This window comes from Dactylosporangium sp. NPDC050588, assembly GCF_040654975.1.
Lineage (GTDB): Bacteria > Actinomycetota > Actinomycetes > Mycobacteriales > Micromonosporaceae > Dactylosporangium > Dactylosporangium maewongense.
The window spans coordinates 1-19,693 of sequence record NZ_JBFAJA010000150.1 but is presented as its reverse complement, the minus strand read 5'-3'; the positions used below and the strand labels follow the sequence as shown (position 1 = coordinate 19,693).

General features: G+C 74.2%; 13 protein-coding genes. 6 read left to right on the top strand and 7 right to left on the bottom strand.

Annotation, left to right across the window (positions count from 1 at the left end):
* Positions 1 to 34: 34 nt before the first annotated feature.
* Entirely contained in the window at positions 35 to 730 is a 696-nt protein-coding gene (locus AB0I21_RS54995; RefSeq protein WP_360573676.1) for a CBS domain-containing protein, read from the bottom strand.
* A 187-nt stretch (positions 731 to 917) separates the two neighbouring features.
* Here AB0I21_RS54995 and AB0I21_RS54990 point away from each other — a divergent pair, with 187 nt between their 5' ends.
* The 4 genes from AB0I21_RS54990 to AB0I21_RS54975 all read left to right on the top strand — a co-directional run bounded on the left by AB0I21_RS54990 (position 918) and on the right by AB0I21_RS54975 (position 8,137).
* Complete coding sequence (locus AB0I21_RS54990) at positions 918 to 1,352, top strand: hypothetical protein (protein WP_360573674.1); 435 nt, start codon at positions 918 to 920, stop codon at positions 1,350 to 1,352.
* Entirely contained in the window at positions 1,333 to 3,996 is a 2,664-nt protein-coding gene (gene ppdK / locus AB0I21_RS54985) for a pyruvate, phosphate dikinase (RefSeq protein ID WP_360573672.1), read from the top strand. The genes AB0I21_RS54990 and ppdK overlap by 20 nt, the downstream gene beginning before the upstream one ends.
* Before the next feature lie 10 nt (positions 3,997 to 4,006).
* Entirely contained in the window at positions 4,007 to 4,858 is an 852-nt protein-coding gene (locus tag AB0I21_RS54980) for a universal stress protein (protein WP_360573670.1), read from the top strand.
* Positions 4,859 to 4,942: 84 nt separating this feature from the next.
* Entirely contained in the window at positions 4,943 to 8,137 is a 3,195-nt protein-coding gene (locus tag AB0I21_RS54975) for an HAD-IC family P-type ATPase (protein WP_360573668.1), read from the top strand.
* Between the two features lie 42 nt (positions 8,138 to 8,179).
* On the opposite strand, the gene AB0I21_RS54970 is transcribed toward AB0I21_RS54975, so the two are convergent.
* Positions 8,180 to 8,668, bottom strand: coding sequence for an ArsI/CadI family heavy metal resistance metalloenzyme (locus tag AB0I21_RS54970; protein WP_360573666.1), 489 nt, complete (start codon positions 8,666 to 8,668; stop codon positions 8,180 to 8,182).
* Positions 8,669 to 8,966: 298 nt separating this feature from the next.
* Here AB0I21_RS54970 and AB0I21_RS54965 point away from each other — a divergent pair, with 298 nt between their 5' ends.
* A complete protein-coding gene (locus AB0I21_RS54965; protein ID WP_360573664.1) occupies positions 8,967 to 10,238 on the top strand; it encodes an MFS transporter in 1,272 nt (423 codons plus the stop codon).
* Between the two features lie 32 nt (positions 10,239 to 10,270).
* Here the strand turns inward: AB0I21_RS54965 and AB0I21_RS54960 are convergent, their stop codons facing one another.
* Complete coding sequence (locus tag AB0I21_RS54960) at positions 10,271 to 11,689, bottom strand: hypothetical protein (RefSeq protein ID WP_360573662.1); 1,419 nt, start codon at positions 11,687 to 11,689, stop codon at positions 10,271 to 10,273.
* Complete coding sequence (locus AB0I21_RS54955) at positions 11,686 to 12,183, bottom strand: SigE family RNA polymerase sigma factor (RefSeq protein ID WP_360573660.1); 498 nt, start codon at positions 12,181 to 12,183, stop codon at positions 11,686 to 11,688. Before AB0I21_RS54955 ends, AB0I21_RS54960 begins: the two co-directional genes overlap by 4 nt.
* Positions 12,184 to 12,329: 146 nt before the next feature.
* On the opposite strand from AB0I21_RS54955, the gene AB0I21_RS54950 reads away from it, so the two are divergent.
* Positions 12,330 to 14,045 (top strand): Hsp70 family protein, encoded by a 1,716-nt coding sequence (locus tag AB0I21_RS54950; RefSeq protein WP_360573658.1) that lies wholly within the window; start codon positions 12,330 to 12,332, stop codon positions 14,043 to 14,045.
* A 77-nt stretch (positions 14,046 to 14,122) separates the two neighbouring features.
* On the opposite strand, the gene AB0I21_RS54945 is transcribed toward AB0I21_RS54950, so the two are convergent.
* The 3 genes from AB0I21_RS54945 to AB0I21_RS54935 form a co-directional block, all read right to left on the bottom strand.
* Positions 14,123 to 15,109, bottom strand: coding sequence for a nitroreductase (locus AB0I21_RS54945; protein WP_360573656.1), 987 nt, complete (start codon positions 15,107 to 15,109; stop codon positions 14,123 to 14,125).
* On the bottom strand, positions 15,106 to 17,508 hold the full coding sequence (locus AB0I21_RS54940; protein WP_360573654.1) for a phosphoketolase family protein: 2,403 nt from the start codon (positions 17,506 to 17,508) through the stop codon (positions 15,106 to 15,108). Before AB0I21_RS54940 ends, AB0I21_RS54945 begins: the two co-directional genes overlap by 4 nt.
* 122 nt (positions 17,509 to 17,630) lie before the next feature.
* On the bottom strand, positions 17,631 to 19,693 hold a 2,063-nt coding region (locus tag AB0I21_RS54935; protein WP_360573652.1), incomplete at its 5' end, for a LamG-like jellyroll fold domain-containing protein.

Sequence of the window (19,693 nt, the reverse complement as noted above, 5' to 3'; positions counted from 1 at the left end):
GCATGAGGGGCCCGGGCGTCCTGCCGCTCGCCGGTCAGAACATCACCGGGGAGCGGTAGGGCTTCGGCTGGTCGGCGGTGTCGTCCCGGTCGAACGACAGGTGGCTGACCACGTCGACGACGCCGTCGACGCGTTCGATCTGGCGGACCAGCGGCGCGACGAGCGAGCCGCGGTCGACCTCGCCGAGCAGGGTGACCACGCCGTCGTCGACCTCGACCCGCAGCTGCGACCGGTCGATGCCGACGAGGTCGTCGACGGCCTCGGTGAGGATCTCGCGGCGGATGTCCTCGTCGGTGCGCAGGAACACCTTCAGCAGGTCGCGGCGGGTGACCATGCCGATGAGGCGGCCCAGGTCGTCGACGACCGGCAGGCGCTTCAGCTCGTCGGTCTCCATGATGCGGGCGGCGGCGACCACCGACGTGGTGCTCAGCACGGTGACGGCCGGGGCGTTCATCAGCTCGCCCGCGGCGGTCGCGTGGGCCTTGCCGCGCGCCTGGCGGGTGTGCCGGCCCTCGAACAGCCGCGGGTGGTCGTCGTCGCCGGCGAACTCGATCTTCGGCACCAGGTCGGCCGACGATACGACGCCGACGACCCGGTCGTGCGCGTCGACCACCGGCACCGCGTTGATCTCGTGCGCCTCCAGGAGGTCGACGATCTCCTTGAACGGCGTGTCCTCCTGCACGGAAATCGCGCCGATCGTCATCACGTCGGCGACGTTCCAGCGTCCCATGGCCTGCCTCCTGCTCAATCCGTCGCTGTCTGCTGAGCCGAACGTATGGCCCGCCGGCACCCCGCGGCAGGGCACAACGGCACCTCCACGGGTGCCGTTCGACCGGCCCGTGCCACCGGGTCCAACGGCCCTGTCCGCGGCCGGAAACCGTGCCTAGCGTCGAGTCGGAACATCGTGGAGGTGCACCGTGACCGTGCCGACCGTCGGCGAGCGCGCCGGCCTGCAGCACCTCGTGGACGTCGTCGAGGCGTCCCGCGCGTCGCACGTCGCGGTCGTCGACGAGTTCGGCCGGCTGCTCGGCGCCATCGACACCGCCGACCACCCCGACCTGTTCGCCGGCGTGGACGGTCCCCGCGTCGCGGGCACACCCCGCCACCGGCGCCGCCGGCACGCCAGGCGCCACGCGGCGGCCGGCGACCTCATGGCCGACGCCGTCGTGGTCGGCGAGGCCTGGTCGCCGGCGCGGGTCGCGCACACGCTCACCACCGCCGGGGCGGACGTCGCGTACGTCGTCGACGACCTGGGCTGCGTCCGGGGCACCGTCACCATCCGCCAGTGCCGACCGGCGCCGGCGGCGCACACCGTGCCGAAGGAGGCCGGCCGTGACCAAGTACGTGTATGACTTCGCGGAGGGCAGCAAGGAGCTCAAGGACCTGCTCGGCGGCAAGGGCGGCAACCTCGCCGAGATGGCGAACCTCGGGCTGCCGGTGCCGCCCGGCTTCACCGTCACGACCGACGCCTGCCGGGCGTACCTGCGCGGCGGCGACGAGCCGTTCGGCCTGGCCGACGAGATCGGCCTGCACCTGGAGCGGCTCGAACGGCAGGCCGGCCGGCGGCTCGGCGACCCGGACGATCCGCTGCTGGTGTCGGTGCGCTCCGGCGCGAAGTTCTCGATGCCGGGCATGATGGAGACCATCCTGAACGTCGGGCTGAGCGACGCGACCGTCGCCGGCCTCGCCGCGCAGACCGGCGGCGACGCGCGGTTCGCCTGGGACTCCTACCGGCGGCTGATCCAGATGTTCGGCAGGACCGTGTGCGGGGTGCCCGGCGAGGCCTTCGAGCGCGCCCTCGACGACGCCAAACGCGCCGCGGGCACCACCGATGACCTGGGCCTCGACGCGGCCGCGCTGCGGGGGCTCGTCACGCGGTACCGCGAGATCTTCCGCGAGCACACCGGCCACGACTTCCCGCAGGACGCGCGGGAGCAGCTCGACCAGTCGATCCGCGCCGTCTTCGACTCGTGGAACGGCGAGCGGGCCGTGCTGTACCGCCGGCAGGAGCACATCCCGGCGGACCTCGGCACCGCCGTCAACATCGTCGCCATGGTCTTCGGCAACCTCGGCCCGGACTCCGGGACCGGCGTGGCGTTCACCCGCGACCCGGCGACCGGCGAGCCCGGCGTCTACGGCGACTACCTCGCCAACGCCCAGGGTGAGGACGTCGTCGCCGGCATCCGCAACACCGTGCCGCTGCAGCAGCTCGCCGCCGTCGACAAGCGCGCCTACGACGAGCTGATGGTCATCATGGCGAAGCTGGAGGCGCACTACCGGGACCTGTGCGACATCGAGTTCACCATCGAGCGCGGCAAGCTGTGGATGCTGCAGACGCGCGTCGGCAAGCGGACCGCGGCGGCCGCGTTCGTCATCGCCGCGCAGCTCGTCGACGAGGGCGTCATCGACCTCGACGAGGCGCTGCACCGGGTGACCGGAGCGCAGCTGGCGCAGCTGATGTTCCCGGCGTTCGACCTCTCCAGGGCGCCCGAGCGGCTGGCCCGGGGTGTCGCGGCGTCCCCGGGCGCCGCGGTCGGCGCGGTGGTCTTCGACGCGAAGCGGGCGGCGGCGCTGGCCGCGCGGGGCGAGCGGGTCATCCTGGTGCGGCGGGAGACCAATCCCGACGACCTGCCCGGCATGATCGCCGCGCAGGGGATCCTGACGAGCCGCGGCGGCAAGACGTCGCACGCGGCGGTGGTCGCCCGCGGCATGGGCAAGACGTGCGTGTGCGGCGCCGACCGCATCGAGGTCCACGACGGACACTTCACAGTGGACGGCCGGACGGTGGCCGAGGGCGACGTCGTGTCGATCGACGGCAGCGCCGGCACCGTGTACCTCGGCGCCGTGCCGGTGCAGGAGTCGCCGGTCGTCCGGTACTTCGAAGGCACGCTCTCCCCCGGCGCCGACCCGCTGGTCGCGGCCGTCGACCGGATCCTCGCCCACGCCGACAAGGTCCGGCGCCTCGGCGTGCGGGCCAACGCCGACACCGCCGACGACGCCGCCCGCGCCCGCCGGTTCGGCGCCCAGGGCATCGGGCTGTGCCGCACCGAGCACATGTTCCTCGGCGAGCGGCGGCCGCTGGTCGAGCGGCTCATCCTCGCCGGCACCGACGACGAACGCGACAAGGCCCTCGCCGATCTGCTGCCCTTGCAGCGCGCCGACTTCGAGCGGCTGTTCGAGGCGATGAACGGGCTGCCGGTGACGATCCGGCTCATCGACCCGCCGCTGCACGAGTTCCTGCCGCCGCTGGACGAGCTGGCCGTGCGGGTCGCGCTCGAGGAGTCGCGCGGCGAGCCGGACGGGCACGACCGGGCGCTGCTCGACGCGGTCCAGCGGATGCACGAGGAGAACCCGATGCTCGGCCTGCGCGGGGTGCGGCTCGGCCTGGTCGTGCCCGGCCTGTTCGCGATGCAGATCCGCGCCGTGGCCGAGGCGACGCTCGCGTGCCGCGAGCGCGGGGTCACGGTCCGGCCGGAGATCATGGTGCCGCTCGTGGGCGCCGTGCAGGAGCTGGAGGCCGTCCGCGAGGAGGCGCTGCGGCTGCTGGGGTCGCTCGGCGTGCAGGCGCGGGTCGGCACGATGATCGAGGTGCCGCGCGCCGCCCTGACCGCCGGCGAGATCGCCCGCGCGGCCGACTTCTTCTCCTTCGGTACCAACGACCTCACGCAGATGGGGTGGGGCTTCTCCCGCGACGACGTCGAGGGCGCGTTCTTCACCCGCTACCTGGAGCTGGGCATCTTCGGCGTCTCGCCGTTCGAGTCGATCGACCGCGACGGGGTCGGCAGGCTGGTCCGCATCGCGGTCGACGAGGGCCGCCGGACCCGGCCGGACCTGCACATCGGGGTCTGCGGCGAGCACGGCGGCGACCCCGCCTCCATCCACTTCTTCCACGACGCCGGGCTCGACTACGTCTCCTGCTCGCCCTTCCGGGTGCCGGTCGCCCGGCTGGAAGCGGGCCGCTGCTCGGTCGTCGCGACCGGTTCCGACTCACGGTAAGGGAGCTGTCATGAACATCCAACGAGTCGTCGTCGGGTACGACGGATCCGACGAGGCCCGCAAGGCGGTCGACTGGGCCGCCGCCGAGGCCGCACGGGCGCGGGCCCAGCTGCGGATCGTGCACGGCTACCAGGTCGTGTGGCCCGGCGTGTACTACGACGTCACGGCCGAGCTGATCGAGGCGGCGGAGCGGGCCGGTGAGCAGCTCGTCGCCGAGGCCGCCGCCCGCGTCCGCGACCGCCACGACGGGCTCGACGTCGTCGGCGTCGCCGTCCACGCGCCCGGCGCGGCGACGCTGCTCGACCTGGGCGAGGCCGCCGGCCTGCTGGTCGTCGGCAGCCGCGGCGCCGGCGGGGTCAGCAACCTGCTGCTGGGCTCGGTGAGCCAGCAAGTCGCCATGCACGCCCGCACGCCCGTCGCGGTCGTGCGCGGGCACTCCGACGCGGTCACCGGCCCGGTCGTGGTCGGGGTCGACGGCTCGCCGTCGGCGGAGGCGGCGCTGCGGCTGGCGTTCGAGGCGGCGGCCGCGCGCGGCACCGAGCTGGTGGCGGTCCGCGCCTTCGTGCCGCCGTCACCGGTACTGGTCCCGCGCGAGGCGGCCGAGGCGGCGGAGCGGGCGGCGCTGGAGTCGTCGCTGGCCGGGTGGCGCGAGCGGTACCCCGGCGTGAAGGTCGAGGCGCTGCTGGCCGCCGGACGGGCCGCCAAGGTGCTCATCGGCGTGTCGCACACGGCGCAGCTGGTGGTGGTCGGCAGCCGCGGGCACGGCGGGTTCGCCGGGCTGCTGCTGGGGTCGGTCGGGCAGCAGCTGATGCAGCACGCCGAATGCCCGGTGCTGATCGCGCACGCGCCGTCGGCCACCTGAGCCGTTGGTCGTACGTCGAAGGTCCCGCCTCGGGCGGGACCTTCGCCGCTGGGCGGCGGGGGTGGACGGTGGGAGGGTCGAGGCATGACCACGACGTTGACGGACCCGGCCGGGCTCAGCGCCACGGAGGTCACCGCGCTGCGGGAGCGGCACGGGCGCAACGAGCTTCCGGCCGCGCCGCCACCGTCGATCGTCGCGCGGATCGGCGTGCAGCTGCGGGACCCGCTGATCGTCGTGCTGCTGGTCGCCATGGTCGTGACCGCGACGCTGCGGGACGTCAGCGACCTGGTCGTCATCGCGCTGGTGATCGTCCTCAACACCACCGTCGGCGTCGTGCAGGAGCTGCGCGCGGACCGGGCGGTGGCGGCGCTGCGCCGCATGGCCGCCCCGTCCGCCAGGGTCCGCCGCGACGGCGCCGACGTCTCCGTCCCCGCCGCCGAGCTGGTGCCCGGCGACGTCGTGCGGGTGGAGGCCGGCGACATCGTCCCCGCCGACCTGCGGGTCGTCGAGGCGGTCCGGCTGGCCCTGGACGAGTCGGCGCTCACCGGCGAGTCGATGACGGTGGCCCGGTCCGCCGGTGACGAGCTGTCCGCGGGCACCGTCACCGCCACCGGCCGCGCCACCGGTGTCGTCGTGCGCACCGGCCAGCACAGCGCGCTGGGCCGCATCGCCGCCCTGGTCGCCGGGCAGCCGCGGCGGCAGACGCCGCTGCAGCGCCGGCTCGTCGGGCTCGGCAAGGTCCTCGCCCTGGGCGCGGTCGTGCTGTCCGGGGTGGTGTTCCTGGTCGGTGTGCTGCGCGGCCAACCAGTCACCGAGATGCTGCTGGCCGCGGTGAGCCTCACCGTCGCCGCCGTGCCCGAGTCGCTGCCGGCGGTCGTGACCCTGGCCCTGGCCCTCGGCGCGCACCGGATGGCGCGGCGGTCGGCGATCGTGCGCCGGCTGCCCGCCGTGGAGACCCTCGGCTCCGTCACCGTCCTCGCCACCGACAAGACCGGCACGCTCACCGAAGGGCTGATGAGCGTCGAGCGGCTCCTGCTGCCCGACGGCGGCGAGATCACCCTGACGGGCGCCGGCTACGCGCCTTCCGGGACCGCGACGCCCGAGCCGGGCGCCGCCGGGCTCGAGCTCGCCCGGGCGCTCGTGCTGTGCAACGACGCTGACCTCGACCACGCCCGACCTGCCTGGGCGCCGGTCGGCGACCCGATGGAGGCCGCCCTGCTCGCCGCCGCCGGACGCTGCGGCGTCGACCTGAAGGTGCGGCAGGAGTTCCCCCGCGTGGCCGAGGTGCCGTTCGATGCCGTGCGCCGCCGCATGACCACCGTCCATGCCGACCCCGCCGGCGGATACCTGGTCGTGTCCAAGGGCGCACCTGACGTGCTGCTCACCGCCACACCGCCGGCGCTCACCACGGACGACCACCGGGCGCTCACCACCGACGACTACCGGGCGCCTGCCACCGACGGCCACCAGGCAATCGCCACCGACGGCCACCAGCCACGCACCGCCGACCACCAGGCGCCTGCCACTGACGGCCACCAGGCGCTCGCCGCCGACGGCCACCAGGCGCTCGCCGCCGAGGACCATCAGGCACTCGCCGCGGAGCGCTACCGGGCGCTTGCCGCCGACGACCAGGCGTTCGCCACCGACGGCTACCGTGCGCTTGCCGCGGAGGGCTACCGTGCGCTTGCCGCGGAGGGCTACCGGGTGCTTGCCGTCGCGGGGGCGCACCGGGACTCCGTGCCGACGCCGGAGGAAGCCGAACGGGACCTGCGGCCGCTCGGGCTGGTCGCCCTCATCGACCCGGTGCGGAAGGCGGCGCCGGCGGCCGTGGCCGCGTTGAGGGACGCCGGCATCGAGGTCATCCTCATCACCGGGGACCACCCGGCGACGGCTGCGGCGATCGCCGAGCGGGTCGGCCTCGCCACCCCCGGCGCAACGGTGGCGCTCGGCACCGACCCGGCCACCATCACGCCGCCTCAGGGCATGGACGGCACCACGCCTCCTCACAGCCCAGACAGCGCCACGCCACCCCATGACCTGGGCTGCACCGCGTCACCTCACGGCCTGACCAGCACCGCGTCTCCCCATAGCCTGGACGGCACCACGCCCCACAGCCCAGACAGCACCACGCCGCACTACGGCCTGGCCAGCACCGCGCCACCCCACGACCTGGGCAACGCCGTGTCTCTCCAAAGCCTGACCCTCGCCACGCCTCCCCACGCCCCTGACGGCACCGCGCCGCCTCACGGCCCGGCCAGCGCAGCGCCCCACAGCCCGGGCAATGCCACGCCACCCCACAGCCTGACCGGCGCCACGCCACCTCACGGCCCGGACGGGGCCACGCCACCTCACGGGGCGGGCGGTGCCGTGCCTGCCCACCGCCTGGGCAGTGACGCGGCGCAGAACGGGGCGGGCGGTGCGGTGCCCGTCGTGTATGCGCGGACCAGTCCCGAGCAGAAGCTGACCATCATCGAAGGGCTCCAGCGCGGTGGCGGCGTCGTGGCCATGACCGGCGACGGTGTGAACGACGCGCCTGCCCTGCGCCGGGCCGACATCGGGGTCGCGATGGGCCGTGGCGGCACCGAGGCGGCGCGCCAGGCCGCGGACCTCGTCCTCGCCGACGACAACCTCGCCACCGTCGCCACCGCGGTGCGTGAGGGGCGGCGCATCTACGCCAACATCCGCCGCTTCCTCGTGTACGCGCTGTCCGGCGGTGCCGCCGAGGTGCTCGTCATGCTCGCCGGGCCATGGCTGGGCATGCCCGTGCCGTTGCTGCCGGCGCAGATCCTGTGGATCAACATGATCACGCATGGGCTGCCGGGCGTCGCGCTGGGTGGGGAGCCCGCCGACCCTGGCCTGATGCGGCGGCCGCCGCGCCGCCCGGACCAGGCGATCCTCGGTGGGCTGGCCGCGCCGATCGCCGTCACGAGCGCACTGATCACGGCCACGGTCCTGGCCGCGGCGCTGTGGACGCGGCACGCCGGCGGTCCGTGGCAGAGCGTGCTGTTCCTGGTGCTCGGACTCGCCCAGCTCGGTGTCGCCCTCGCCCTGCGGGCCCGTGGCGGCGGGCAGCGCAACTGGAGCCTGGACGCCGCCGTCGGCCTGTCCCTCGTCCTGCAGCTCGCCGCCGTCTGGCTCCCGCCGCTGCAGTCCCTGCTCGGCACGACGCCGCTGACCCTGCACCAGGCGCTGGCCTGCGCCGCGGCTGCCGCCGTCCCGGGCCTGGTGACCTTCCTTCTCGGCCACCACCACGTCCGGCGGGCCGCTCCGACCAGATGACCGCTGCGAACGGCCGGACCGACTGCTACGCCGGACCGACTGCTACGCCGGTCCGGCAGGCGCCACGGCGGGCGACGGCACGACGGGCGACGGCACGACGGCGGGCGCGCTGTCGGCCGGCTGAGTGCAGCAGGTCTCCACGACGATGGGCTTGTCCCCCACGTCGGAGTCTCCCTTGACCACGTACACCTCCCATGGCTCGTCGCCCGGGCCCCGCACCCAGACCTTGTCCTGCAACGCGTAGCAGCACTCGGTGTCGCCCTCGGTCAGGGTGATGAGTCCCGCCCCGGTCAGCCGGCCGGTCGCGGCGTCGACGGCCTCGGTGGTCTCGACCTCGACGCCGAGGTGATCCAGTGCGGTCGGCCGGCCGGGTTCGCCTTCCAGCAGGACGAGCTTCAGCGGGGGTTCCGCGATCGCGAAGTTCGCATAGCCGGGGCGGCGCTTGGCCGGTTCGGTGCCGAACAGCTTCGAGTAGAACGCCACTGACGCTTCCAGGTCCGGGACCCGGAGCGCGAGCTGGACACGGGACATCGCACACCTCCACACGGTTGGCTCAGGCCTTCCTCCAAGCAGCATGCCCCACCGCGCCGCCGTTCGTATCGCGTTGCGCGCCGGGCCGTCGATGGTTAGCGTCTGCTTGCCGACTGATCCCTCCAGGAGTTGAGATGCCCGGTCGTTCGAGCACGCGTTGACGTTTGGGCCGTGAGGCCCCGGTCATCGCGTGCTGCCTTCGAAAGCGCGGCACAGCGAGCACTCCCCGCCTCGACCCGTTCACGCGTCTGCGGAACGGGTGGCGGGCCCTTGTTCTCGGTCACCCGAGGGGTCTTCTGTGCCGTCCACGTCTTCCGCTGCGCCCGATTCCGCTCTCTGGCGCGACGCCGACTTCCGCAGGCTCTGGGTGGGGCAGACCGCCTCGCAGCTCGGCGAGCATGCGAGCCTGGTCGTCCTGTCCCTGATCGCCGTGCTGACGCTGCACCTCGACGTCGGCGGGCTCGGTGCGCTCAGGGCCGTCGGGCAGGCGCCGTTGCTGCTGCTGTCGTTGTTCATCGGCGCGTGGGTGGACCGGTGGCGCGCCCGCAACGTCATGATGCTGGCGGACCTCGGCCGCGCCTTGGTGCTGACCGGGGTCGCCGCGGCCGCCCTCGCCGGCGGCCTCGACCTGCCGATCCTTCTGGTCGCGGGGTTCGCGCTGGGGACGATGTCGGTGTTCTTCGACGTGGCGTACCAGGCGTTGCTCGTACGGATGCTGCGGCGCGACCAGTTGCTGCGCGGCAACAGCGCGCTCGAGGGCAGCCGGTCCGCGGCGCAGATCGGTGGTCCGGCGCTCGGCGGGGCGTTGGTGTCGCTGCCGTCGGCGTCGATCGCGGCGGTGGCCAACGGGCTGTTGTTCGCGCTGTCGTTCGGGTCGGTCTCGCGGATCCGGCACCGCGAGCCGGCCCCGGAGCCCGCCGGCCGGGCCCCGCACGTGTGGCGGGAGGTCAGGGAAGGCGTCCGCTTCGTCGCCGGTGAGGCGTCGCTGCGGGCCGTGTGCCTGGCCTCCGGCGCGTTCCAGTTCTCGTTCGCGGCCGTGATGACCGCGTATCTGGTCTACCTCACCGAGGACCTGCGCCTGCCGGGCGGCGCGGTCGGGCTGGTGCTCGCGGCGACCGGCCCCGGGGCGCTCGCCGGGGCGCTGCTCGCCGCCCGCCTGCCCGGCAGGTTCGGCCACGGCGTGGTGCTGGTGTCCGCGGCGACGATCGGCAACGGCGCGCTGCTGCTCGTGCCGGCGGTGCAGGGCACCCCCGCGGTGACGGTGCCGGCGCTCGCCGCCATCAACTTCGTGGTCGGGGCCTTCGGGCAGCTGGTCAACGTCACCGTCATGGCCGTCCGGCAGGCCGTGACCCCGGACGGGATGCAGGGCCGCGCCGCCGCGACGATCACGTTCGCCGGCATGGGCCTGACCCCGCTGGGCTCGCTGCTCGGCGGCCTCCTCGCGGGAGGGCTGGGACTACGCACCGCCATCCTCGTGGCGGGCGCCGGCATGATGGTGTCACCCCTGGTGATGGTCCTGTCCCCGCTCGTACGCCTCGGACGGGAGCTACCCGTGCCGGAGGACCGCTGAGCCGCGGCCGGCAACGGGCCGAGACGCCGCCGCTACGGCCGGGCCGTGCGGCGGCGGACCAGCCGGATGACGAGGGCGGCGATCAGCAGCACCGGTGACATCACGCAGAGCGCGAGCGAGCCTACCTGCGCGATCACCGACCAGCGGGCGGGCAGCGCCGCCGGCGCTGGCACCGGGCCACCGAACCGCCCGTCGCGGAGCAGGTCCTGCGCGATGTCGATGGAGCTGACGTCGCCCGGCGGGTCCAGCACGACGCTCACGGTGCCGTCTGGTCGCAGCGCCAGCACGCGGACGTGCCGGGTCTCCGACCAGCCCGTATCGTCCGGTTCCAGCAGGACTTCGGCTTCGAGTTCGTATTGCACGACGACGAGGGTGTCGCCGTGCCAGCCGAGCGCTCGCACCGCCGGACCGGTCACCGTCGGCAGCGCCGGCCCTTCGCGGTCCGCGCCGGTGGCGGCGTCCACGTAGGAGACGCGCCATCGCCGGGCGGCGAGCCGATCGTGGTCGCACTCCTTGGTGTTCGTGCACCCGTCGATGGTCAGCAGTGCCACGGCCGAACTGTCCGGTGTGTAGGCGCCCGAGCCGGCCAGCCGCCGGTCGCCGAGGTCGCGGGTCCACAGCCGCCGGCCGGCGGCGTCGTAACCGCGCAACTCGGTGCCGCCCGCGGAGGGCCTCGTCGCGACGAACCCGTGGCCGTCCGGCGCGAACGCCGCCACCCATGCCGAGGCGACGGGGTCGCGCGGGAACACGTCGTCGACCGGGACCAGCGCGCCGCTGGCCAGGTCGACCAGGATGTACTGTGCCCGTGGGCGGTCGGTTGCCGGGTCATAGTCGTTGTTGTCGCCGTGCAGTACCAGGACGGCGCCGCTGTCCGGCCGCCACGCCGCGACCTCGAAGCAGCAGGCCGGCGGCCCGTCGCCGTAGCCGCGGCTGCGGCCGGTGCGCAGGTCGGTGACCACCAGCCACCCGGGCGGACCGCCGGTCAGCATGCTCTGCGCGACGAGGTTGCCGTCCGGGGACAGCCGCACGTCCTGCCCGGCACGCAGCTTGTCGTCCGGATAGCGCAGCATGCGGTAGGCGCCGTTACGCCCGACAACGGCGAGCTTGCCACCCTCCTCCTCGAAGGGGTAGGGGTCGCTGGACAGCCCCCAGCTGTAGCCGCCGAACAGGACCGTGGCCGGGCCGGGCGGCGCCATGCCGACCGTCGCCTGGAAGAAGTACGGCAGCTCGATGCCGGCGGGGACGGCCGGGTCGCCCCCGGACGGCTGGGGTTCCAGGTGTACGCCGGGCAGGACGGCCACGGCCGCGCACAGCAGCGCCACGACGACGGCCGCGACGACCCGGCTCCGGCGCCGCTGCCGCCGCCCGCGCCGCCACGGGTCCTCGGGCAGCCGGGCGGGCGGCATCCGCTCCCCCAGCTCACGCAGCGTGTCACGCAACGGCACGGTCATGACATCACCTCGGCCAGCTCGGGCGCTTTGACACGGAGGGCGGCGAGGGCGTCGCGGGTCTGGCTCTTCACGGTCGAGACCGAGCAGCGCAGCACGTCGGCGGTCGCGGCCTCGGTCAGGTCCTCGAAGTACCGCAGGACCAGCACGGCCCGCTGCCGGGGCGCCAGCTTCGCCAGCGCGGCCTGGACCGCGAGCGCGGTCGTGACGGCGTCCGCCCGGTCCGGCACCGCGCGGTCCGGCAGCTGATCGCTCACGTGCACCTGCCGCCAGCGCCGCCGCCACAGCGACACGTGCTGGCTGACCATCACCCGCCGCACGTACGGGTCCGGGTCCCCGCCGGCCACCACCCGCTCCCAGTGCCGGGCGACCCGGACCAGCGTCACCTGCACGAGGTCCTCGGCGGCGTGCCGGTCACCGCACAGCAGGTAGGCCATGCGGGACAACGCCGCCAACCGGCCCGCCACGTACGCACGGAACGACTCCTCAGCCTCCACGACACCTCCCTACCGGGACACACGCCCGCAGTCCCGCGCGCGGACGGGTGCCTGGGACGGGTGCCTGGAGGGATGCATGGTAACCGGATCCAGAAGTGCCGCCTCGGGTGATCTTCGGGTCGAGGGCCGGGCCGTACGCTGCGACGATGGACTGGCTCAGCGTCGACTACGGAACGTCGAACACGGTGGCGGTGCTGTGCCGGGACGACGGGCGCCGGCAGCACTTGCTGTTCGACAGCTCTCCGCTGCTGCCGTCCGCCGTGTACGCCACGCCGGACGGGCGGATTCTGACGGGCCGCGACGCCGAGCGCAACGCCCGCGTCGACCCGAGCCGGTTCGAGGGCAACCCGAAGCGGCGCGTCGACGAGACCGACGTGCTGCTCGGCGACCGGGCGCACCCCGTCGGCACGCTGATCGCGGCGACGCTGCGGCGGGTCGCGGAGGAGGCCGCCAGGGTCAGCGGCGGTCCGGTCGGCGACGCGATCATCACCCACCCGGTGACGTGGGGGGCGACCCGCCGGGCGATCCTCATCGGCGCCGCCGGACAGGCCGGCCTGACCGTCCGTGCGCTCGTCCCCGAGCCGGTCGCGGCCGCCGCCTACTTCACCGCCGTCCTCGGCCACGACGTCGACGAGGGACGTTGTCTGCTCGTGTACGACCTGGGCGCCGGCACCTTCGACGCGACCGTCCTGCGGCGCCGGGGCGACGGCTTCCACACCCTCGCATCGCGAGGGCTCGACGACGTCGGCGGGCTCGACCTGGACGCTCTGCTCGTCGCGCACGTCGGCACGGCGGCGGGCCCCGGCACGCCGCAGTGGCGGCGGCTGCTGCACCCTGCCGACGCCGACGACCGGCGCGACTTCCAGACGCTGTGGACCGACGTGCGGCAGGCCCGCGAGTCGCTCAGCCGCGAAGCGTCCGCGACCGTCCACGTGCCGCGTCTGGGCCGCGACGTCATCGTCACGCGCGAGGAGCTCGAACGCGACGCCGCCCCGCTGCTGCGCCGCACGGTCACCCTCGCGACGGCCACCGTCGAAGCGGCCGGGATCGCCCCGGCGGACCTCGCCGGCTGCCTGCTCGTGGGTGGGACGAGCCGCACCCCGCTCGCCGCGACGCTGCTGCACCGCGCCATCGGCGTCGCCCCCACGGCGATCGAGGATCCGCAACTGGTGGTGGCCGCCGGTGCCGCCCGCGCCCCGCTGCCCGCCGCACAAGAAGCGCCAGAAGCCCCACAAGAAGCCCTGGAAGTCCGACAAGAAGCCCCAGAAGCCCCAGAAGCACCGGTCGCGGCAGGTCGCGCCGCACGGCGGCGGGGGCTCGTCGTGGCGGCCGCCGTGCTCCTGGTGGCGGCCGTGGCCGGGAGCGTCGTCCTCCGCGACCAGTTCGGCGGACCCACCGGCCCTGACCTGGTCAAGGGCTCACCGACCCGGTCCGCGTCAGCGACGCCCGCCCAGGCCCCCACGAGCACCCCGGAGAGCCGCACGGTCACCGGCACCCCGCCCGCACTCGCCGCGAAACCGGTGGTCGGCGCGGGAACCCTCCCCCTGACCGAGCTGACCTTGACCACGCTCGTCGAGGGCACCGGCGAGAAGGTGGCCCGCGGGCAGACGGCGACCGTCAACTTCATCGCGGCCAGCTACACCACCGGCGTCGAGTTCGACTCCACCTGGTCCAGGAACACGACCTTCGACCTCGTCGTCGGCACCACCCCCGTCGCCGCCGGATTCGAGGCGGCCGTCCAGGGCGCCGCCGTCGGCAGCCGCGTCCAGGCTGACGTGCCACCCGACCTCGCGAACGGCGCCCCGGCCGGCACCCCGCCCGGGGCGCTCCGCTACGTCATCGACATCCTGGCCGTCCGCTGAGACGTCCCAGCCGTCCGCTGAGGAAGAGCGGGCGGCGAGCCCGGGCCGGCCCGCCGCCCATCGTGCCGGTGGTGCTGTCAGTCCAGGATCTCGACGACCTGCTCGACGGGCAGGCGCGGGGTGTGGGCCGGGCCGGCGTGGTCGGGGTCCGTGGTGCCGAGGCGCAGGACCAGGTACGGGTAGCCGACCTCGCCCAGCATGCGCCGCAGCGCCTGGCGGGTGAAGTCGAGCTCGACGGGGCTGCTCAGCGGCAGGACCGCGGCGCCGTGCTCGGTCGCGGCGAGCCAGATCTCGCTGAGGGCCTCGCCGGCGCGGAGCCAGTCGGAGGGTTCGTCGCCGTCGCCGTACAGGACGGCGTAGGCGGCGGCCTCGTCGTGGCCGGAGCCGGCCGGGAGGTTGCCGCTGACGCCGAAGTCGCGTTCGGCGACCGTGGTGAGCGGCAGTTCGGCGGGGATCACGGTGTCGGGCAGGCCGGTGCCCGACGGGCGGTCGCCGCCGACCCACTCGGCCGTCTCGGCGCGCATCCGTTCGTCGTGCCGCTCCGCGTCGCCGGCGTGCTCGATGACGACGGCGAGCTGGAGGACCTGGTCGCGGGTGAGCAGGTGCAGGCGGGAGCCCTCCTGCCCGGCCGCGGCGACGAGCGCCTCGCGCACAAGCGCGGACACCGGCTCGTCGCTGACCACCCGCCGGTCGGTGCGCCGGACCTGCAGCAGCTGCAGGCGCCGCATCGCGCCGGGGTCGGCGGGCCCGGCCTGCGAGGCGTGCACGACCGCGAGCGGCGTCGCGGCGTCGGCCGTGGTGGACCCGTCGCCGGCGGATCGCGAGACGTCGTACGTCCAGCCGGAGGCGTCCAGGGCGACCCGCGCGTGGTGCAGCGCCGCGCCGCAGCTGACCAGCAGGAGGCGCCCCGCCGGGTCCTGCTCTCGCAGCTGGCGGCCGGGCACGGCGTACAGCGACAGGGACGAGCCCTGCACGACCCAACGCCACGGCTGGGTGTTGTGCACGGAGGGCGCCAGCCGGGCGGTGTCCGCCGCCCGGGCCAGCGTTTCGGTCGCCGTGCTCATCCCTGTGCCGCCCAGTCGCCGAGGGTCCAGTCGCGGACCTCGGGCAGGTCCTCGAGGTGCTCCACGACGTAGGCCTCGTGCTCGGCGAGTTTCCGCTCGCACCACGCCTTCAGCTCGGCGGCGCCGCGCGGCAGCCGCTTCGCGTTGTTGATGGCGTCGATGACGAGGTGGAAGCGGGAGGCGCGGTTGCGGACGGTCATGTCGAACGGGGTCGTGGTGGTGCCCTCCTCGATGAAGCCGCGGACCCGGAACCGGTCGGCGTCGGGGCGGCCGTGGACGAGCTGGTGGATGGCGCCCGGGTAGCCGTGGAAGGCGAAGACGACGTCGACGTGGTCGGTGAACAGCTCGGTGAACCGGGTCGGGCTCATCCCGTGCGGGTGGTCCTTCGGGCGGGGCAGCGTCATGAGGTCCACGACGTTGACGACCCGGACCTTGAGCTTCGGCAGCCGCTCGCGGAGGATCTGCGCGGCGGCGACGGTCTCCATCGTGACGACGTCACCGGCGCAGGCCAGCACGATGTCGGGGTCGGTGGAGCCGTCGTCGGTGCCGGCCCAGTCCCAGATCCCCGCGCCCGCCGCGCAGTGCTCGATGGCCTGGTCCATGCTCAGCCACTGCAGCTGCGGCTGCTTGTCGATGACGATGAGGTTGATGTACGAGCGGGAGCGCAGGCAGTGGTCCGCGACGGACAGCAGCGTGTTGGCGTCCGGCGGCAGGTAGACGCGGGCCACGTCGCCGCGCTGGGTGAGCACGACCTGGATGAGCCCGGGGCCCTGGTGCGAGAAGCCGTTGTGGTCGTTGCGCCACGCGGTCGAGGTGAGCAGCACGTTCAGCGAGGGCACCTTGGCCCGCCAGTCGAGCCGTTTCGCCTCCTGCAGCCACTTGCCGTGCTGCACCGTCTGCGACGCGGAGACCATCGCGAACGCCTCGTACGTGGCGAACATGCCGTGCCGTCCGGTGAGGGTGTAGCCCTCCAGCCAGCCGTGGCAGTTGTGCTCGGAGAGCACCTCCATGACCCGCCCGTCGCGGCCGATGGCGACGTCGGCGTCGGTGACCCGCTCCATGAAGGCGCGGTCGGAGACCTCGAAGACGGCGCCGAGCCGGTTGCTGTTGGTCTCGTCGGGGCAGAAGAGGCGGAAGCGGTCGGGGTTGCCGCTGTACACGTCGCGCAGCATCTCGCCGAGGCGCCGGGTCGACTCCGCGCGGGAGGCGCCGGGCTCGTCGACGTCGACCGCGTACTTGCGGAAGTCGGGGATGTCGAGGTCGCGGGTGAGCAGGCCGCCGTTGGCGTGCGGGCTGGCGCTCATCCGCAGGTCGCCGCCGGGGGCGAGGCCGGACACGAGGGCCACGGGTGCCCCGGCGTCGTCGAAGAGCTCCTCCGGCCGGTACGAACGCAGCCAACGCTCCAGGATCGCCAGGTGCTCCGGGTTGTCCTTGACGCCGGACAGCGGCACCTGGTGGGACCGCCACGTGCCGGTGACCTTGACGCCGTCGACCTCCTCGGGCCCGGTCCAGCCCTTCGGCGACCGGAGGATGATCATCGGCCAGCGGGGCCGGGCGCCGTCCCAGTCGGTGCTGCGGGCGGCGGTCTGGATGGCGTGGATCTTGCCCCACGCCTCGGCGAGGGTGGCGGCGAAGCGGTGGTGCATGCCGGGCAGGTCCGAGCCGCTGACCTCGAGGACCTCGTAGCCGTGGCCCTCCAGCAGCGAGCGCACCTCGGCGGGTTCCTTGCGGCCGAGCACCGTCGGGCCGGCGATCTTCGCGTCGTTGAGGTGCAGGATCGGCAGGACGGCGCCGTCGCGGGCCGGGTTGATGAACGAGACGCCCTTCCACGAGCCTTCGAGGGGGCCGGTCTCGGCCTCGCCGTCGCCGACGACCGCGACGGTCAGCAGGTCGGGGTTGTCCATGACGGAGCCGAACGCGTGGACGAGGACGTAGCCGAGCTCGCCGCCCTCGTGGATGGAGCCGGGCGTGGTCACGGAGACGTGGCTGGGGATGCCGCCGGGGCTGGAGAACTGCCGGAACAGCCGCAGCAGGCCTTCTTCGTCCTGCGACACCGCCGGGTAGACCTCGCTGTAGGTGCCCTCCAGGTAGCCGGCGGCGACGAGCGCGGGGCCGCCGTGGCCGGGGCCGGCGAGGTAGATCGCCTGCTGGCCGGTGAGCCGGATGAGCCGCGACACGTGCGCGTAGATCAGCGACAGGCCGGGGCTGGTGCCCCAGTGACCGAGCAGCCGGGGTTTGATGTCCTCGGGGGCGAGCGGGCGGCGCAGCAGCGGGTTGCCCTGCAGGTAGATCTGGCCGATGGTGAGGTAGTTGTTCGCTCGCCACCACGCGTCCAGCTGGGCGATCTCGTCGTCAGTGGGCCGGCCGAGGGCAGTGGTGCGGTCCGCGACAGTGGTCACCGGACGTCCTTTCTCCGATATGCGTGTTCAGGTTGTGGTTGCGACATCAACAATCCGTCCCGGCATATGAGGCCGAGGCTACGCGAGGTGTCGTGGCCGTGCAGGCGGGACGCGTCAGAAGATCACGGTTGGCCGGGCAGGCCGATGGTGTCGGTGCCCGAGCGGCGGACGGACGGCGGGACCGGCTCCAGGTCGTCGACGGGCACGCCGACCCGCATCGCGATCGCCGGGTGACCGACGCCGCCGAGCAGCCGCCGCAGCGCCACCCGGACCGCCGGCACCTCGACGACCTCGCTGATCGGCGAGGCGGCCAGCCCGCGGGCGGTGAGGGTGAGCCAGACGTCGGAGAGTGCCTCGCCGGCGGCGACCCAGTTCGAGGGTTCCTCCTCCTCGACGGTGAGGATGACGTACGCGGTGCCGCGGTCCGACCCGGTGCCCGGTTCGAGCGCCGCCGGGCGCGCCAGGTTGAAGTCCCGGGGCGCGATGGTGCGGTGGGTGTCCGGGACGGTGCTGCGGGGCGAGACGCCGTCCCGGTCGTCCCGGGCGCGGGTCGTCCAGGCGAGCAGGTCCTCCCGGATCCGCGCGTCGCCGTGCTCCGCCTCCCCCGCGTGCGCGACCGCGGAGGCGAAGGCCGTCACCTGGTCGTCGCGCACCACGTGCAGGTGGGTGCCGTGCCGCTCGGCCGCGGCCCGCAGCTCGTCGAGCACGGCGTCGCCGGGGCGGGTGTCGCCGAACGGCCGGCGGTCCGTGCGGCGTTGGTAGATCGCCCGGTACAGGAAGGCGTCCGCGGTGCGCTGCCGCCCCTGACGGATCCGGGCGACCAGGTCCGGCCGGTCCGGGTCCGGCAGCCGGACGATGCCGGCGTCGTAGCCGGCGGCGAGCAGCGCCACGGTCGCGTGGTGCAGCGCGGTGCCGCAGCTGAGCAGCAGGAGCCGGCCGTCGGGGTCGATGCCGTCCAGGCGGCGGGACCGGTCGGCCCACAGCTCGGCGTTGTTGCCGGCGAGCCGCCACCGCCACGGCTGGGTGTTCAGGATCGACGGAGCGCGCAGCGCCGCGATCGAGGCCTCGGCGACCTGGTCGATCTCGGCTCGCAGGTGCGGTGTCATGGCGGCCTCCCGTTCAGTGGGCTCACGTCGACTCTCGCCCACGCCCGGGTTCCGTGGCAGGGCCGGTGGTCCCGTCCCGGCGGGACCCCCGGCCCTCACGGCCGTCAGCCGGTCATTCCGGACGGTGAAGGCCGCGCCCCGGCTGCCCTGCTGGGACAGCACGGCCCGCGACGCGCTGGTGTCGGTGATCCGGACCCACAAACTGACGGTGTACGACTGGTCCGTGCGCACGACCGGCCCGGTCGTCGCGGCGCCGGACACGCCGTCGAAGCACAGGCCGCCGCCGAGCTCGTAGCCGTCGCACCAGGTCGTGCCCGGCGCGTCGGTGATGGTCAGCGGTCGCTGGTAGCCGGAGTCGTCGGTGACCTGCCGGGGCACGTCCTCGTCGTAGTCGGCCATGCTCCAGGCGCCCGACCGGACGGGGGTGACCAGCGGGTTCAGGTCGACCCGCGGGTCGATCACCCGGTCCCAGACCCGGACCTCGGCGACGTCGCCCAGGAAACGGCCGGTGCGGGAGCCGTTCTCCCTGCCCTGGCCGATGAGCAGGGCCCCGGCGGCGTTCCAGTTCGACGCCCGGGCCGTGGCGGCGGCGAGGGTGCCGTTGACGTACAGGTTCGCGGTCTTCGTGCCCGCGTCCCACGAGACCGCCAGGTGGGTCCACTGGTTGAGCACGGGCGCGGCGGTCGACTGGGCCCGCGTGACGGGCGCGTTCGCCGCGTCGGCGCCGTACATGGTCAGCGTCCAGCGGTTGACCGGGGCGGGGGCGTAGGTGACCGCGAACCCGCAGGCGGAGGCTCCTTCCTGGCACAGGACGGTGCGGGTGGTGTCGAGGCCGCCGGTCGGCCGGACCCAGGCGGCGGCGCTGAAGCTGCGGGACGTGTCGAGCACCGGCCCGGCGGTGGCGGCGAGGTCGTCGACGCCGTCGAAGCGCACCGCCCGGTCCGTGCCGGTGGCCGCGTGGGTGCCCGGGACGCGGCCGTCGGTCCAGGTCTGTTTGCCGCTGGTGGTGAGGTCGCCGGTGCGGTACAGGCTGACGGGGGTGGCGGTGCAGGACCAGGAGTGGGTCATGGTGGTGATGA

Bases quoted from the DNA above. Each gene is read 5' to 3' on its own strand.
- AB0I21_RS54960 (WP_360573662.1), bottom strand. From the start codon at position 11,689: ATGACCGTGCCGTTGCGTGACACGCTGCGTGAGCTGGGGGAGCGGATG.
- AB0I21_RS54975 (WP_360573668.1), top strand. From the start codon at position 4,943: ATGACCACGACGTTGACGGACCCGGCCGGGCTCAGCGCCACGGAGGTC.
- AB0I21_RS54995 (WP_360573676.1), bottom strand. From the start codon at position 730: ATGGGACGCTGGAACGTCGCCGACGTGATGACGATCGGCGCGATTTCC.
- AB0I21_RS54980 (WP_360573670.1), top strand. From the start codon at position 4,007: ATGAACATCCAACGAGTCGTCGTCGGGTACGACGGATCCGACGAGGCC.
- AB0I21_RS54950 (WP_360573658.1), top strand. From the start codon at position 12,330: ATGGACTGGCTCAGCGTCGACTACGGAACGTCGAACACGGTGGCGGTG.
- AB0I21_RS54970 (WP_360573666.1), bottom strand. From the start codon at position 8,668: ATGTCCCGTGTCCAGCTCGCGCTCCGGGTCCCGGACCTGGAAGCGTCA.
- AB0I21_RS54945 (WP_360573656.1), bottom strand. From the start codon at position 15,109: ATGAGCACGGCGACCGAAACGCTGGCCCGGGCGGCGGACACCGCCCGG.